Origin of the sequence: Glycomyces sp. NPDC047010, from assembly GCF_040644205.1 — a bacterium.
In the GTDB taxonomy this organism is placed as follows: Bacteria; Actinomycetota; Actinomycetes; order Mycobacteriales; family Micromonosporaceae; genus Glycomyces.
In genome coordinates, this window is the sequence record NZ_JBEYVY010000009.1 from 95,092 (window position 1) to 108,198 (window position 13,107).

The 13,107-nt window shown below is 73.6% G+C and carries 14 protein-coding genes and 1 pseudogene; 9 read left to right on the forward strand and 6 right to left on the reverse strand.

What is annotated here, in order from left to right; all coding sequences use genetic code 11:
* Nucleotides 1-44: 44 nt before the first annotated feature.
* Entirely contained in the window at nucleotides 45-524 is a 480-nt protein-coding gene (locus AB0A65_RS18795) for a hypothetical protein (protein ID WP_359952749.1), read from the forward strand.
* A 21-nt stretch (nucleotides 525-545) separates the two neighbouring features.
* Here AB0A65_RS18795 and sigJ read toward each other — a convergent pair whose 3' ends face one another.
* A complete protein-coding gene (gene sigJ / locus AB0A65_RS18800; RefSeq protein ID WP_359953051.1) occupies nucleotides 546-1,421 on the reverse strand; it encodes an RNA polymerase sigma factor SigJ in 876 nt (291 codons plus the stop codon).
* A 151-nt stretch (nucleotides 1,422-1,572) separates the two neighbouring features.
* On the opposite strand from sigJ, the gene AB0A65_RS18805 reads away from it, so the two are divergent.
* The gene (locus AB0A65_RS18805; protein WP_359952750.1) at nucleotides 1,573-3,663 is read left to right on the forward strand and encodes an MMPL family transporter; all 2,091 of its coding nucleotides are present in this window, start codon (nucleotides 1,573-1,575) and stop codon (nucleotides 3,661-3,663) included.
* 52 nt (nucleotides 3,664-3,715) lie between these two features.
* On the opposite strand, the gene AB0A65_RS18810 is transcribed toward AB0A65_RS18805, so the two are convergent.
* Nucleotides 3,716-3,940, reverse strand: coding sequence for a hypothetical protein (locus AB0A65_RS18810; RefSeq protein WP_359952752.1), 225 nt, complete (start codon nucleotides 3,938-3,940; stop codon nucleotides 3,716-3,718).
* Nucleotides 3,941-4,017: 77 nt separating this feature from the next.
* Here AB0A65_RS18810 and AB0A65_RS18815 point away from each other — a divergent pair, with 77 nt between their 5' ends.
* Nucleotides 4,018-4,554: a hypothetical protein gene (locus AB0A65_RS18815; protein WP_359952754.1), complete on the forward strand. Its 537-nt coding sequence runs from the start codon at nucleotides 4,018-4,020 to the stop codon at nucleotides 4,552-4,554.
* A 240-nt stretch (nucleotides 4,555-4,794) separates the two neighbouring features.
* On the opposite strand, the pseudogene AB0A65_RS18820 reads toward AB0A65_RS18815, so the two are convergent.
* Nucleotides 4,795-5,484: pseudogene (locus tag AB0A65_RS18820) on the reverse strand (helix-turn-helix domain-containing protein); the annotation flags it as partial.
* On the opposite strand from AB0A65_RS18820, the gene AB0A65_RS18825 reads away from it, so the two are divergent.
* Entirely contained in the window at nucleotides 5,396-6,568 is a 1,173-nt protein-coding gene (locus AB0A65_RS18825; protein WP_359952756.1) for a cytochrome P450, read from the forward strand. The pseudogene AB0A65_RS18820 and the gene AB0A65_RS18825 sit on opposite strands and share 89 nt — an antisense overlap.
* 2 nt (nucleotides 6,569-6,570) lie before the next feature.
* Complete coding sequence (locus AB0A65_RS18830) at nucleotides 6,571-7,383, forward strand: oxidoreductase (protein ID WP_359952757.1); 813 nt, start codon at nucleotides 6,571-6,573, stop codon at nucleotides 7,381-7,383.
* Here AB0A65_RS18830 and AB0A65_RS18835 read toward each other — a convergent pair whose 3' ends face one another.
* Nucleotides 7,384-8,217, reverse strand: a complete 834-nt coding sequence (locus AB0A65_RS18835; protein WP_359952759.1) for a helix-turn-helix transcriptional regulator — start codon at nucleotides 8,215-8,217, stop codon at nucleotides 7,384-7,386.
* A 174-nt stretch (nucleotides 8,218-8,391) separates the two neighbouring features.
* On the opposite strand from AB0A65_RS18835, the gene AB0A65_RS18840 reads away from it, so the two are divergent.
* Nucleotides 8,392-9,324, forward strand: coding sequence for an SDR family oxidoreductase (locus tag AB0A65_RS18840; protein ID WP_359952760.1), 933 nt, complete (start codon nucleotides 8,392-8,394; stop codon nucleotides 9,322-9,324).
* 18 nt (nucleotides 9,325-9,342) lie between these two features.
* Nucleotides 9,343-10,212, forward strand: coding sequence for a phosphotransferase (locus AB0A65_RS18845; protein WP_359952762.1), 870 nt, complete (start codon nucleotides 9,343-9,345; stop codon nucleotides 10,210-10,212).
* Nucleotide 10,213: 1 nt separating this feature from the next.
* Here AB0A65_RS18845 and soxR read toward each other — a convergent pair whose 3' ends face one another.
* A complete protein-coding gene (soxR, locus tag AB0A65_RS18850) occupies nucleotides 10,214-10,669 on the reverse strand; it encodes a redox-sensitive transcriptional activator SoxR (protein WP_359952764.1) in 456 nt (151 codons plus the stop codon).
* 59 nt (nucleotides 10,670-10,728) lie between these two features.
* Between soxR and AB0A65_RS18855 the strand changes: the two genes are divergently transcribed.
* On the forward strand, nucleotides 10,729-11,400 hold the full coding sequence (locus AB0A65_RS18855) for a transketolase (RefSeq protein WP_359952765.1): 672 nt from the start codon (nucleotides 10,729-10,731) through the stop codon (nucleotides 11,398-11,400).
* A 14-nt stretch (nucleotides 11,401-11,414) separates the two neighbouring features.
* The gene (locus AB0A65_RS18860; protein ID WP_359952767.1) at nucleotides 11,415-12,317 is read left to right on the forward strand and encodes a transketolase C-terminal domain-containing protein; all 903 of its coding nucleotides are present in this window, start codon (nucleotides 11,415-11,417) and stop codon (nucleotides 12,315-12,317) included.
* 1 nt (nucleotide 12,318) lies between these two features.
* Here the strand turns inward: AB0A65_RS18860 and AB0A65_RS18865 are convergent, their stop codons facing one another.
* Nucleotides 12,319-12,969 carry a hypothetical protein gene (locus AB0A65_RS18865; protein WP_359952769.1) on the reverse strand — a complete coding sequence of 217 codons (651 nt, stop codon included), beginning with the start codon at nucleotides 12,967-12,969 and terminating at the stop codon, nucleotides 12,319-12,321.
* Between the last annotated feature and the right edge of the window lie 138 nt (nucleotides 12,970-13,107).

Below are 13,107 nucleotides of genomic sequence, written 5' to 3' on the forward strand. Positions count from 1 at the left end.
GGGGCCGCACCCCGCCCCGCCACCGATCGATAAGGTTCCCCACCATGGCAGCAGAGAAGATCAAAGCCTTCGCCGACGGCACGCGCTACGTCGAGGCCGGCGGCTGGGCGATGTGCTTCGCCTGGCTCGTCGACTTCGTCGTGTACCTCGTCCTCATCGGCGTCGGGATCGTCGTGGTCTCACCGACGTCCATGGTGGATAAGAACCTCGCCGCCGGCCTGATATTCGCGCTCCCCGTCGTCGTGCCCCTCGTCTACGGCCTCTTCTACACGAACGGCCGCGCGATCGGCGCGCTCGTCACCGGCACCCGCCTGGTGCGCCTCAAGGACGGCGGCCGCATCGGCGCGAAGGGCCCGTGGGCCATGCTCGTGCGCACGCTTCTCCTCCCGCTGCTGCTCATCGCCATCCTCGTCGGCGGCGGCTACGCCGACGGGAACCTCAAGCGCGGCAGCATCGACGTCGCCCGCACCCGCCGCCTCTACGCCGACGGCCACCACGTGGGCCCCCTCCCGACCCGCCGCTAGAGCGGCCCGCAGCGGGTCCGCCTACCCGCGCCAGCGGCGCAGCTTCTCGGGGTTGCGGACCACCCAGATGCGGGCGATCCGGTCCGCGCCCTCCTTGAAGGCGGCCATGTCGAAGGCGGCGACCGCCGCCGTCATCCCGTCGCGGCGGGCCACCAGGCCCGGCTGGCCGTTGACGGCCCGCTCCAGGAGCTCCATGCCCGGGGCCCACCGCGCCAGGTCGAGCACGTACCGGGCGATCGCCTCCGGCCCGGTGATCGGGTGGAGGGCCGCGCCCACGAGCCCGCCGCCGTCGGCCGTCATCGACGCGTTCGGGTCGAGGAGGTCCACGAGCGCCGCCATGTCGCGCGCCTCCCACGCGGTCTTGAAGTCCCGCACCAGGTCCGCGCGGGCGGGCGCGGCCGGTCTCCGCTCGGCGCGGATGCGCCGCCGCGCCGAGGACGCGAGCTGGCGGCACGCCTCGGGGGAGCGGCCCACGATCCGGGCGACCTCCGCGAACGGGTACCGGAACACGTCGTGGAGGACGAACGCGACCCGCTCGGCCGGGGTCATCGCGTCGAGGACCACCAGGAACGCCATCGACACGGACTCGTCGAGCGTCACCCGGTCGGCCGGGTCCACGGGCGCGGGCACCGCCGCCCACTCGCGGGCGTCGGGCACCGGCTCCGGAATCCACTCGCCCACGTACCGCTCGCGCCGCGCCCGCGCCGAACCCAACTGGTCCAGGCAGACGCGGCTCGCCACGGTCGTCAGCCACGCGCCCACCGACGCGATCTCGTCCTGTCGCTCGCGCGGCATCGCGTACCAGCGCGCATAGGTCTCCTGCACGGCGTCCTCGGCGTCGGCGAGCGAGCCGAGCAGCCGGTACGCCAGGTTCAGCAGCTGCCGCCGCTCGCTCATGACCTCCGCGAGGCCCTCGGTTCCGTCCACGGCTCCACCTTCTCTCACCCCGGTACGACGATGCGGACCCCCGGAATGTGAGCTGCGTCAGCATCCCTCACGTTCCGAGGCGGTGCGTCGTCGGTCGGGCAGACACCCGAAAGGACTCCGCATGCTACGGAAACTCATGACCCTCCCGGCCGGGAGGCGCGCCAAGTGGCTGGTGATCGCCGTGTGGATCGCCCTGCTCGTGCCCGCCGGGATGCTCGCCGGGCGGCTCGGCGAGGTCGAGGACAACGACAACTCGGCCTGGCTGCCCGCCGACGCCGAGTCGACCGAGGTCGCCGAGCGCGCCGCCGACTTCCTGCCCGCCGACACCGTGCCCGCGATCGTCGTCTACGAACGCGAGGGCGGCGTCACGGACGCCGACCTCGCGAAAGCCGAAGCCGACGCCGCGGCGTTCGCGCTCCTCGACGGCGTCGAAGGCGAACCCCAGGGGCCCTTCGCCTCCGAGGACGGCGACGCCATCCAGATCGTGGTCCCCGTCCACAAGGGCAAGGAGGGCTGGGACGGCCTCGGCGCGATCGTCGACGACATGACCGACGCCGCCGCGGACGGCCCCGAGGGCCTCGACTTCTACGTCACCGGCCCGGCCGGGAACGCCTCCGACTCGATCAAGGCGTTCAGCGGCTCCGGCGCCCTCACCGCGATCACCGCGCTCGTCGTGGTCGCGATCCTCCTGCTCACCTACCGCAGCCCGGTCCTCCCGATCCTGCCGCTGCTCACCGCGGGCGGCGCGCTCGTCGGCGCCGAGGCCGTGATCTACCTGCTCGCCAAGCACGCCGGACTCGTCGTCAACAACCAGACCAGCTTCATCCTCACCGTCCTGGTGTTCGGCGCCGCCACCGACTACGCGCTGCTCCTCATCTCCCGCTACCGCGAAGAGCTGCGCCGCCACGAGGACCGGCACGAGGCGATGGCCGAGGCCCTGCACCGCTCCAGCCCCGCGCTGGTCGCCAGCGCCGCCACGGTGGCCGTCAGCCTGATGCTCCTCATGTTCGCGGCCCTGAAGTCGACGCAGGGGATGGGCCCGGCCTGCGCGATCGGGATCGTCGTGGGCCTCCTCGCGATGACCACGCTCATGCCCGCGCTGCTGGTCGCGTGCGGCCGGTGGATCTTCTGGCCCGCCCGCCCGAAGTACGGGACGGCCGCCGCCGCGAAGCCCGGCGTGTGGACCCGCATCGGGGCGGCGGTCGCGAAGCGCCCCCGCACCGTGTGGATCGGCACCGCGCTCATCTTGGGCGCCATGGCGATCGGCCTGACCGGCCTCAAGGCCGACGGCCTCGCCGCGCAGGACCAGTTCACGAGCGAGCCGCAGTCGGTCACCGGCGAGGCGGTCCTCGCCGCGCACTTCCCGGCCGGGGCCGGCGACCCGGTGCTGGTGCTCACCGGCGCCGCCGACGCCGCCGCCGTCAGTGCCGAACTCTCCGGAGTGGACGGCCTCGCGGCCGTCGCCGATCCCGTCGTCAAGGGCTCGGAGGCCCTGATCCTCGCCGAACTGGAGGACGCCCCCACGGGCGACGCGGCCCTGGCCGCGGTCGAACGCGCCCGCGAGGCGGTCGGCGGCGACGCCCTGGTCGGCGGGAGCACCGCGGTGCTCCTCGACACCCAGGACGCGGCCGAACGGGACTCGCTGGTCATCATCCCGATCGTCCTCGCCACGGTGTTCCTGATCCTCGCGCTGCTGCTGCGGGCGCTGGTGGCCCCGCTGCTGCTCATCGCGACGGTGGTGCTGTCCTTCGGTGCGGCCCTGGGCGTCAGCGCCCTCGTCTTCGAGCACGTCTTCGGGTTCGCGGGCGCCGAAGCCTCGTTCCCGCTGCTGGTCTTCGTGTTCCTGGTGGCCCTGGGCGTGGACTACAACATCTTCCTGGTCGCGCGGGTCCGCGAACTCGCCCCGACCCTGGGGACGAAGCGGGCCGCGCTGGAGGGCCTGTCCGCCACCGGCGGGGTCATCACCTCGGCGGGCCTGGTCCTGGCCGGGACGTTCGCGGCGATGGGGTCGCTGCCCCTGACGTTCGCCGCCGAACTGGGCTTCGCGGTCGCGTTCGGCGTCCTGCTCGACACGCTCGTGGTCCGCTCGGTCCTGGTCACCGCATTGACCCTCGACACGGGCCGCTGGATGTGGTGGCCCAGCCGCCTCTTCCGCTTCCGCGACCCCGTTGCGGCAGAGGAGGACCGCGAACCGGTCGCCGCGACCCGCTGACACGCCGCGGCGCCCCTCGCTTGCGAGGGGCGCCGCCGTTCTCTGAGCTCGTCTAGTCGCAGCCACCGCCGCCGCCGGAGTCCCCGCCCCCGCCTCCGGAGTCGCTGGGGCCGCAGTCGGAGTAGCCGCCGCCGGAGTCCGAGGAGCTGCTCCAGCTCGACCCGGAGGAGTCGGAGTACGAGTAGGAACCCGAGCGGCGGGGCTTCCCGCGGTTCGCGATCGAGACGAACAGCAGGACGGCCAGCGCCACGAGGACGAGGATCACGACGACTTCCATTGCGGGCTCCTTCACTTGGGCAGGGCTCCACCATAAAACGACGGGACCACCGCCGGTGGTCCTGCCACAATCGCTGCATGACAACGCCGACCGCGAACCTTTCGGAACTGCTCCTCATCGGCGGCCGCTCCGGCGCCGGGAAGAGCACCGTCGCCTGGGAGGTCTCCGCGCTGCTCCAGGAGCGCGAGTCCGCCCACGCGTTCATCGAAGGGGACTTCCTCGACCAGATCCACCCCGCCCCCGCGGACGACCCGCACCGCAGCGCGATCACCGCGCGGAACCTCGCCGCGGTGTGGGGCAACTACGCCGCGCTCGGCTGCCGCCGCCTCGTCTACTGCAACACCGTCGCCGTCACCGAGTCGCAGATGCTCACCGAAGCCATGGGCGGCAGCGTGAAGCCCATCGGCGTGCTCCTCACCGCCGAGGCCGCCACGGTCGCCGAACGCCTGCGGGGCCGCGAGATCGGCGGCGCCTACGACGCGCACGTCGAGCGCAGCGCCCGCGCCGCCGCTTACCTCGAGGCGCACGCCCCCGCGTGGGTCCGCCGCGTCCCCACCGACGACCGCACCGTCACCGACATCGCCGCTGAGATCGTCGCCCACACCGGCTGGTAACCCCGCCTCGGGCACCCCGAGCACCTGCCGCCAGTGCTCCGCGGACTGCGCCATGTCCCGCCCGAGGAACCGGTAGAACTCCACGGAGGCCCGCAGCCGCGCCGCGGCCGGGCCCTCGCCGTACAGCTCCGCGCCCTGGGCCGCGAGGTCCGCCCATCGCGCGATCCCCTCGATGCTGCGGCGCCACGCGAAATAGGACGACTGCTCGTGGATGCGGTAGCGCTGGCGCCGCCCGTCCCGCTCGCGGGCGACCATGCCCCGGTCCACCAGCCAGGACACCGACTTCGAGACCGAAGCGGGGCTGACGCCGAGCCGCTCGGCCAACGCCGCCGCGCCGATCCCGTCCGCGTCCACGGTGTACAGGCACGCCATCACGCGGGCCGTCATCGGAGGCAGCCCCGTCTCGGTCATCACCTGCGCGAACCGCTCCTCGAACTCCCGCCGGTCCAGCGGCCCGTCCCGCGACTCCCTTTGCACCGGATGCGGTTCGCGCCGCCGCGCCCGCCACTGCGACGCCTGCTGCGCGAGGTTCGCCCGGTACCGCCGCGGGCCCCCGTTCCGGGCCACCTCCCGGCTCACCGTCGACCCCGGCCGCCCCAGCTCCCGCGCGATCTGCGCGCAGCTCGACCCCCGCGCGAGCCCCGCGGCGATCCGCCGCCGGTCCTCGAACCCCAGCCGTCCTCCCGGCACCGCGCCGCCCCTTCCGATGCATCGAGTCGCAAGGTCATTGCACCGACCTCGCCCCTCTGAACTGGTCTTCTCCGAACCAATGGTAGTGCGATCCGGAAACCCGAGCATACGATCCGAACCGGGACAAGGACACCCGCGGAAGGAGCCCACGATGATCCCGTCACTGCCAGCCGAACGCGCCGCCGACCGGCCGTTCGACCCGCCGCCCGCGCTCGGAGCGCTGCCGCCGCTGAGCCGCATGCGCTACCCGGACGGCCACGAGGGCTGGCTCGCGACCGGGCACGCCGTCGTCCGGGACGTGCTCGCCGACCGGCGCTTCAGCTCCCGCACCGACCTGCGGCACATCCCCATCGAGGGCCTCAACGGCTCCACCGACCCGGCCCCGCCCGGCGCGCTCATCTCGCTCGACCCGCCCGACCACACCCGCTACCGGCGCCTCCTCGCCGGGAAGTTCACCACCCGGCGCATGCGCCTGCTCTCCGACCGCGTGCGCGCCTTCACCGAAGAGCGTCTCGACGCCATGGCCGAGCAGGACGGTCCCGTCGACCTCGTCGCCGCCCTCGCGTTCCCCGTGCCCGCGCAGATGATCGGCGAACTCCTCGGCGTCCCGCAGCACGAGCGCGCCGAGTTCGAGGAGCAGTCCGCGCCGCTGTTCCGCCTGGGCGCCACCAGGGACGAACTCCAGGCCACCAGCGCCGTCCTCTTCGCGTACCTCACCGGCCTCGTCGCCCGCAAACGCGAGGACCCCACCGACGACCTCCTCTCGGACCTGGTCCACACCGACCTCACCGACCAGGAGCTCGTCATGATCGCGTTCCTGCTCCTCGGGGCCGGGCTCGACACGACCTCCAACATGATCGGCATGGGCGCGTTCGCGCTCCTCGTCAACCCCGACCAGCTCGCGCTCCTGCGCGCCGAGCCCGGGTCCGTCACCGGCGCCGTCGAAGAGCTCATGCGCTACCTCAGCGTCGTCCCCGTCCTCGTGCGCACCGCCCTCGAAGACGTCGAACTCCACGGCGAGACCGTCAAGGCCGGGGAGGCCGTCACCGTCTCCATCCCCGCCGCCAACCACGACCCGGCGAAGTTCCCCGACCCCGACCGGCTCGACCTGCGCCGCAACGCGAACGGGCACGTCGGCTTCGGCCACGGCATCCACCAGTGCCTCGGCCAGCAGCTCGCCCGCGTCGAACTCGAAGTGGTCCTGTCCGCGCTCTTCTCGCGCTTCCCGGACCTGCGCCTCGCCGTGCCGCCCGAGCAGGTGCCGCTGCGCACCGACATGGTCGTATACGGCGTCCACGAACTGCCCGTCGACTGGAAGGATTGAACATGGAACCCAGGGTCTGCCTCATCACCGGCGCGTCCTCCGGCATCGGCCTCGCCGCCGCCCTCGACCTGGCCGCGGCCGGGCACACCGTCTACGGCGCCGCCCGCCGCGTCCCCAACATGGAGCCGATCGTCGCCGCCGGGGGACACGCGATCCGCATGGACGCGCGCATCGGCGGCGACCTCGAACGCGCCGTCGCCACCGTCCTCGACGCCGAAGGCCGCATCGACGTCCTCGTCAACAACGCCGGGTCCGTGCTCCACGGCTCCGTCGAGGAGGTCCCGCTCGGCCTCGCCCGCGACCAGTTCGAGCTGAACGTCCTCGCCCCGGCCCGCCTCGTCCAGCTCGTGCTCCCCTCCATGCGCGAGCACGGCTTCGGGCGCATCGTCAACGTCTCCTCCATCGGCGGGGAGATCGCCCTCCCGCTCGGCGCCTGGTACTACGCGTCCAAGCACGCCCTCGAAGGGTTCTCCGACACGCTGCGGATGGAGGTGGCGCCCTTCGGGATCGACGTGGTCGTCGTCCAGCCCGGCATCATCCGCACCCCCTTCGAGGACTCCACCTCGGCCCAGCTGCGCCACTACTCCGGCGCCGGCCCCTACGCCGACCGCGCCGAGGCCATGGCGAAGGCCGCCGAGACCGGCCTCGACGAGGGCTCCGACCCCGAGGTCGTCGCCGTCGCCATCCGCGAGGCGATCGAAGCCGACGAGCCCGAGACCCGCTACGCCGTGGGCCACCTCGCCGGGCAGCTCCTCGACCTCAACCGGTCCCTGCCCGACCGCGAATGGGACGCGATGGTCACCCGCAAAGTCTGATCACACCGGCGGCGCGACCGCCGCGAGCAGCCGCAGCCGCTCGTGGCTCTCGGTGCCCGGCACGGCCGTGTACACCATGAGCGAGTGCAGGCAGTCGGGGTCGACCAGGCGCTGGCAGTGCAGCTCCATCCCGCCGGCCTCGGGGTGGACGAAGTGCTTGACCTCGTTCGGTCGCAGACCCACCTCATGTGCCTCCCACAGGCGCCGGAACTCCCCGCTGCGCACCAGCAGGAGGTCGGCGAGCTGCGCGGCCCGCGATCCCGGGCCGCGCAGCGCGACGATCTCCCGCAGCCCCGAGGCGTACATGCGGCCGAGGAACGCGTGCTCCTGCGGCGCGTACCGCTCCCGCACGGCCGGGACCGTGAACCACCGGAACCCCAGGCTCCGCTCGGGCCCGGTGAACCGCGTCGAGTCCCCGGTCAGCGCCACGCCGAGCGCCGTCTGCCGCAGCGTCTCGCCCAGCTCCGTGACGATCTCCGCGGGCGTGTCCCCGAGCCGGTCGAGGACGCGCAGCAGCCCGGGGCTGATGTGCTCGCCCGCCACCCCCGCGACGGGCGGACGGTGCCCTGCGAGGCGGAACAGGTGGTCGCGTTCGACGCGCGCCAGGTGCAGGCCCTGCGCGATCGAGGCGAGCATCTGCTCCGACGGCTGCGGGCCGCGCTCGCGTTCGAGCCGCGAGTAGTAGTCCACGGACATGTGGCACAGCGCCGCGACCTCCTCGCGGCGCAGGCCCGCGGTGCGGCGCCGCGCGCCCCTCGGCAGCCCCACGTCCTCCGGTTGCAGCGCCTCGCGGCGCGACCGGAGGAACCCGGCCAGTCCGGTGCGGTCGATCAAAACGGCCTCCCTGCGTCCGCTCCTGTATACCGCCCGCGGCGGGCCCGAGCCACGGCCCGCCGATCCCCCCTTCCGCAGGCGCGCTCCCCGCAGCCTCGGATCGGCGGGCCCTGGATAAGCCGCGCGGCGCCGCGGATCGTGGTCTCCTGAACCGCCGACACGAGGAGCACCGCCATGGCACGACACATCGACATCACGATCCCCGACCTGACCGGCCGGCGCGCCGTCGTCACCGGCGCCAGCGACGGCATGGGCCTCGGCATCGCCGAACGCCTCGCCGCCGCGGGCGCCGAGGTCGTCATGCCCGTGCGCAACCGCCGCAAGGGGGACGCCGCCGCCGAGCGCATCCGCGCGAACGTCCCCGGCGCCCGCGTCGAACTCCAGGACCTCGACCTGTCCTCGCTCGCGTCCGTCGAGGCCCTCGCCGACGCGCTCCTGGCCGACGGCCGCCCGATCCACCTGCTCGTCAACAACGCCGGGGTCATGACCCCGCCCGACCGGCAGACCACCGCCGACGGCTTCGAGCTCCAGTTCGGCACCAACCACCTCGGGCACTTCGCGCTCGTCGCCCGCCTGCTCCCGCTGCTGCGCGCCGGGCGCGCCCGCGTCACCTCCCAGGTCAGCGTCGCCGCCCGCCGCGGCCGCATCAACTGGGACGACCTGAACTGGGACCGCGGCTACCACGGCGGCCGCGCCTACAGCCAGTCGAAGATCGCGTTCGGCCTCTTCGGCCTCGAACTCGACCGCCGCAGCCGCGCCGAAGACTGGGGGATCAGCAGCAACCTGTCGCACCCGGGTGTCGCCCCCACGAGCCTCCTCGCCGCCCGCCCCGAACTCGGCCGCGACCGCGACACCGCCGGGGTCCGCCTCATCCGCTTCCTCTCGGCCCGCGGCATCCTCCTCGGCACCGTCGAGACCGCGAAGCTCCCCGCGCTCCTCGCCGCGACCGGCGAGCCCGGCGTCCTCTACGGCCCGAGCGGCCCCGGCCACCTCGGCGGCCCGCCCTCGCTCCAGCGCCTGTATGCGCCGCTGCGCAGTGCCGAAGAGGCCCAACGGGTCTGGCGCGTCTCCGAGGAGCTGACGCGGACCGCGATGCCCGCCCGGTAGCCGCCTAAGGTGGTCGGGGTGAACGCAGTGGAGGACCGCGAGGTCGTCGAGGAGATCAACCGGCGCACGGGCGCGGGGCTGACGGTGACCGGGCGCGCCGAGTTCGGGAAGCTCGGCGGCGCGATCTACGCCGAGTGGCCCGACGGGCGACCGGCCGTCGTCACCCGCTTCCTCGGGACCGCGGCCGAGGCGCGCCGGACCGCGGAAACCCTTGCGCACGTGCGGGACCGGGGCCTCCCGGTGCCGCGGCACGACCTGGTCGCGGAGCTGGACGACGGCGTGTGCTTCGTGCAGGAGCGCCTGCCGAGCGCGCCGCCGCGGCCGCTCAGCCCCGCCCGGATGGAGGCGATCGTCGCGGTCAACGACCGCTTCGCCGGCGCCCTCGCGGACCGGCCCGAGGTCCCCGCGCCGCCGCTGACCCGCCGCCGCGACCCCGACCCGCGGCACCGGACCCTCGCCGACCACGGCCCGCGCGGGCGCCGCGTCCTCGACCTCGTCAACCGCGCCACCGAACGCGCGCAAGCGGAACCGGCCGGGACCGACCTCGTCCACACCGACCTGTCCGGCGCGAACGTCCTGTTCGACGCCGCCGGGACCGCCACGGGCGTCGTCGACTGGAACCTGGGCGCCTTCCGCGGCGACCGGCACTTCGCGCTCGTGCAGACCCGCTTCGACCGCGAGTGGTTCGTGCAGTCGCCCGGCGCCGACCCGGTCGAGACCGCGGCGGCGCACCGCCTGGACGCGATCCTCGCGGAGCGGATCGCCCCGGACACCCTGCGCCGCTACTGGGCCCAGTGGCTGCTCCACCACCTCGACCGCGCGATCCGCACCGCCGGGCCCGAGGCGGTCGCCTGGCACCTCGACCTGGCGGAGTCCCGGCTGGCGTGACTCAGGAGGTCTTGAACCCGCGCTGCGGGCCGGGGCCGTCGGCGGCGAGCTTGTCGCCGAGGTTGTAGACCGCGCACTTCTCCAGCGACAGGCACCCGCATCCGACGCAGCCGTCCAGGTCCTCTTGCAGGTCCTTCAGCCGCGCGATCTCGTCGTCCAGGCGCTGCCGCCACTCCGCGGAGAGCCGAAGCCAGTCGGCCCGGTCGGGGACGCGCTTGCCGGGGAGGCGGTCGAGCGCCTCCTTGACCTCGTCCAGCGACAGGCCGATGGACTGCGCGGCCCGCACGAACGCGACGCGCCGCAGCTCGGCCCGCCGGTAGCGCCGCTGGTTGCCGCCGGTGCGCACCGAGGCCACCAGGCCCAGCGACTCGTAGTACCGCACCGCCGAGGTCGCCACCCCGGCGCGCGCGGCGAAGTCGCCGATCGTCAGCACCGCGTGCGGATCGTGCTCCGTCATGTGTCCCCGCTCACCGAACCCTTTACTTCAAGTCGACTTGAAGTTACATGATGTCCGCTATGAACGCCACATACGAGGACGCCCTGGCACTTGCGCGACGCTCCGTCTCCGACGTCCGCTACCCGGTCGTCAAGACCTACACCCTCGACCCGATCTGGGTCCTCTACGACCGGGTCCTGCGCATCGACCCGCAGCGGCCCGACCACCCGGCCCGCGACCGGTTCCTCCTGTCGAAGGGCCACGGCCCCAGCGCCTTCTACGCGGTGCTCGCCGCGAAGGGGTTCTTCCCGGAGACCTGGCTCGACTCGATCGCCGACGTGGACTCGCGCCTCGGCTCGCACCCGGACCGGACCCTCGTGCCCGGCGCGGAGATCTCCGCCGGGTCCCTCGGGCACGGCCTGCCGCTCGGCGTGGGCCTCGCACTCGGGTTGCGCGCCAAGGGGTACGACTCCCAGGTGTACGTGCTGGTCGGCGACGCCGAGCTGGACGAGGGCTCCAACCACGAGGCCATCGCCTACGCGGGCGCCACGGGCCTGGCGAACCTCCACGTGATCGTCGCCGACAACGACTCCGCGTCCCACGGCTGGCCCGGCGGCGTCGCGTCCCGCTTCAGCGTCAACGGCTGGGCCGCGTCCACCGTCGACTCGACCGACCACGACGCCCTGCACGCGTCCCTGACCGAGCCCCACCCCGACGGCCCGCGCGCCACCGTCGCCGTCACCCGCCGCTAACGAGGAGCACCGCCATGACCACCGAGCCCAAGACCATGCGCGAAGCCTGGACCGAGCACACGAGCGCGCTGCTCGACGTCAACCCGTTCCTGGCCCTCGTCCTCGCCGACATCTCCGACGACTACTTCACCGAGGCCGCCGCGAAGCACCCCGGCCGCGTCGTCAACGTCGGCATCCGCGAGCAGCTCCTCGTCGGCACCGCCGGGGGCCTCGCCCTCGCGGGCCTGCGCCCCATGGCCCACACGTACGCGCCGTTCCTCGTCGAACGCGCCTTCGAGCAGGTGAAGCTCGACTTCGGACACCAGGGCACCAGCGGCGTCCTCGTCAGCGTCGGCGCCTCCTACGACTGGGCCGAAGGCAGCTTCACGCACTTCAGCCCCCGCGACGTGGCCCTCTTCGACACCCTCCCGGGCTGGCGCGTGTTCGTCCCCGGCCACGCCGACGAGGTCCCCGCGCTGCTCGACAGCGCGGTCGACTCCACCGAAGGCGCCTACGTTCGACTCTCACTGCGCCACAACGCGGCCGCGCACGCGGGCGCCGACGGCGACCTGGTCGTCCTCCGCGAAGGCTCCCGGGCCACCGTGATCGCGGTGGGCCCGCTGCTCGACAACACCCTCGCCGCCACCGAGGGCCTCGACGTCACGGTCGCCTACACGAACACGCCGCGCCCGCTCGACACCGCGGGCCTGCGCGACCTCGCGTCCCGCACCGGGAACACGGTCGTCCTCGTGGAGCCCTACCTCGAAGGCACCTCGGCGGCGGTCGCCTCCGAAGCCCTCGCCGACCGGCCCCTCCGGCTGCTCTCCGTGGGCGTCGGCCGCGCCGAGCTGCGCCGCTACGGCACGGCCGCCGACCACGAGCACCTCCACGGCCTCGACGCCCAAGGCATCGCGGCCCGCCTGAAGGCGTTCCTCTGACCTACTGCTGCGGCATCCCCGGCCAGCCGTTGCCCTGCTGCGGCTGCTGGGGCTGCTGCTGCGTGGGCTGCGGCTGGACCGGCTGCTGCGGCGGGACCTGCTGGTAGGGCTGCTGCTGGGGGTACTGCGGGGCGGCCGGGGTCGGCGCCCAGCGCATGAGGAAGATGCTGACGGCCAGGAGCACGGCGGCGAGGATGAACAGCCAGATGCCGCCGCCCGCGTTCGCGGACACGTCGGCGTCCTCCCAAGCGTCGCTGCGGAACACGCCGTTCAGCTCGATCACCGGGTGGAGCGCCGCCGCGGCGGTGAGGGCCGCGAGGCCGATGCCGCCGAGGCGGACCGCCCACTGGAGGCCGGGCTTGACGCCCGCGGCGGCCCAGCCGACGAGGACGACCAGGATCAGCGCGGGGGACAGGCCGGGCAGGCTCACGCCCGCCGTCTCCAGGCCGAACCCGCCGATGTCGTCGGCGTCGGCGCCGCCGAGGGAGATCTGCGGGATCAGCGACCCGACCGCGAGGAGCAGCAGGCCCGCGCCCGCGAGCGCGAGGCCCACCGGGGTCGGCTTGTCGGGGCCGGTGGGGAGCAGGCCGCCCTGCGGGGTCGGCTGCGGGCCGGTCGGGTAGTACTGCGGTTGTGCGGGGTTGTCGTTCAAGGGGACTCAACACTCCAGACTGTGCATGTGCTGCTATGCGTCTCGTTGCCGGACGAGGTTGTCGGCCGTCGCATCCTAAAGGATCAGCACCAAGGGAACCGCGTGCGCCCGCACGGCGTCATACCGGTTATGAACGGA

Excerpts from the sequence above, each read along its gene's own strand:
- AB0A65_RS18860 (WP_359952767.1), top strand. The coding sequence starts at position 11,415 with ATGACCACCGAGCCCAAGACCATGCGCGAAGCCTGGACCGAGCACACG.
- AB0A65_RS18805 (WP_359952750.1), top strand. The coding sequence starts at position 1,573 with ATGCTACGGAAACTCATGACCCTCCCGGCCGGGAGGCGCGCCAAGTGG.
- AB0A65_RS18855 (WP_359952765.1), top strand. The coding sequence starts at position 10,729 with ATGAACGCCACATACGAGGACGCCCTGGCACTTGCGCGACGCTCCGTC.
- AB0A65_RS18830 (WP_359952757.1), top strand. The coding sequence starts at position 6,571 with ATGGAACCCAGGGTCTGCCTCATCACCGGCGCGTCCTCCGGCATCGGC.
- AB0A65_RS18815 (WP_359952754.1), top strand. The coding sequence starts at position 4,018 with ATGACAACGCCGACCGCGAACCTTTCGGAACTGCTCCTCATCGGCGGC.
- AB0A65_RS18795 (WP_359952749.1), top strand. The coding sequence starts at position 45 with ATGGCAGCAGAGAAGATCAAAGCCTTCGCCGACGGCACGCGCTACGTC.
- soxR (WP_359952764.1), bottom strand. The coding sequence starts at position 10,669 with ATGACGGAGCACGATCCGCACGCGGTGCTGACGATCGGCGACTTCGCC.
- sigJ (WP_359953051.1), bottom strand. The coding sequence starts at position 1,421 with ATGAGCGAGCGGCGGCAGCTGCTGAACCTGGCGTACCGGCTGCTCGGC.
- AB0A65_RS18810 (WP_359952752.1), bottom strand. The coding sequence starts at position 3,940 with ATGGAAGTCGTCGTGATCCTCGTCCTCGTGGCGCTGGCCGTCCTGCTG.
- AB0A65_RS18825 (WP_359952756.1), top strand. The coding sequence starts at position 5,396 with ATGATCCCGTCACTGCCAGCCGAACGCGCCGCCGACCGGCCGTTCGAC.
- AB0A65_RS18840 (WP_359952760.1), top strand. The coding sequence starts at position 8,392 with ATGGCACGACACATCGACATCACGATCCCCGACCTGACCGGCCGGCGC.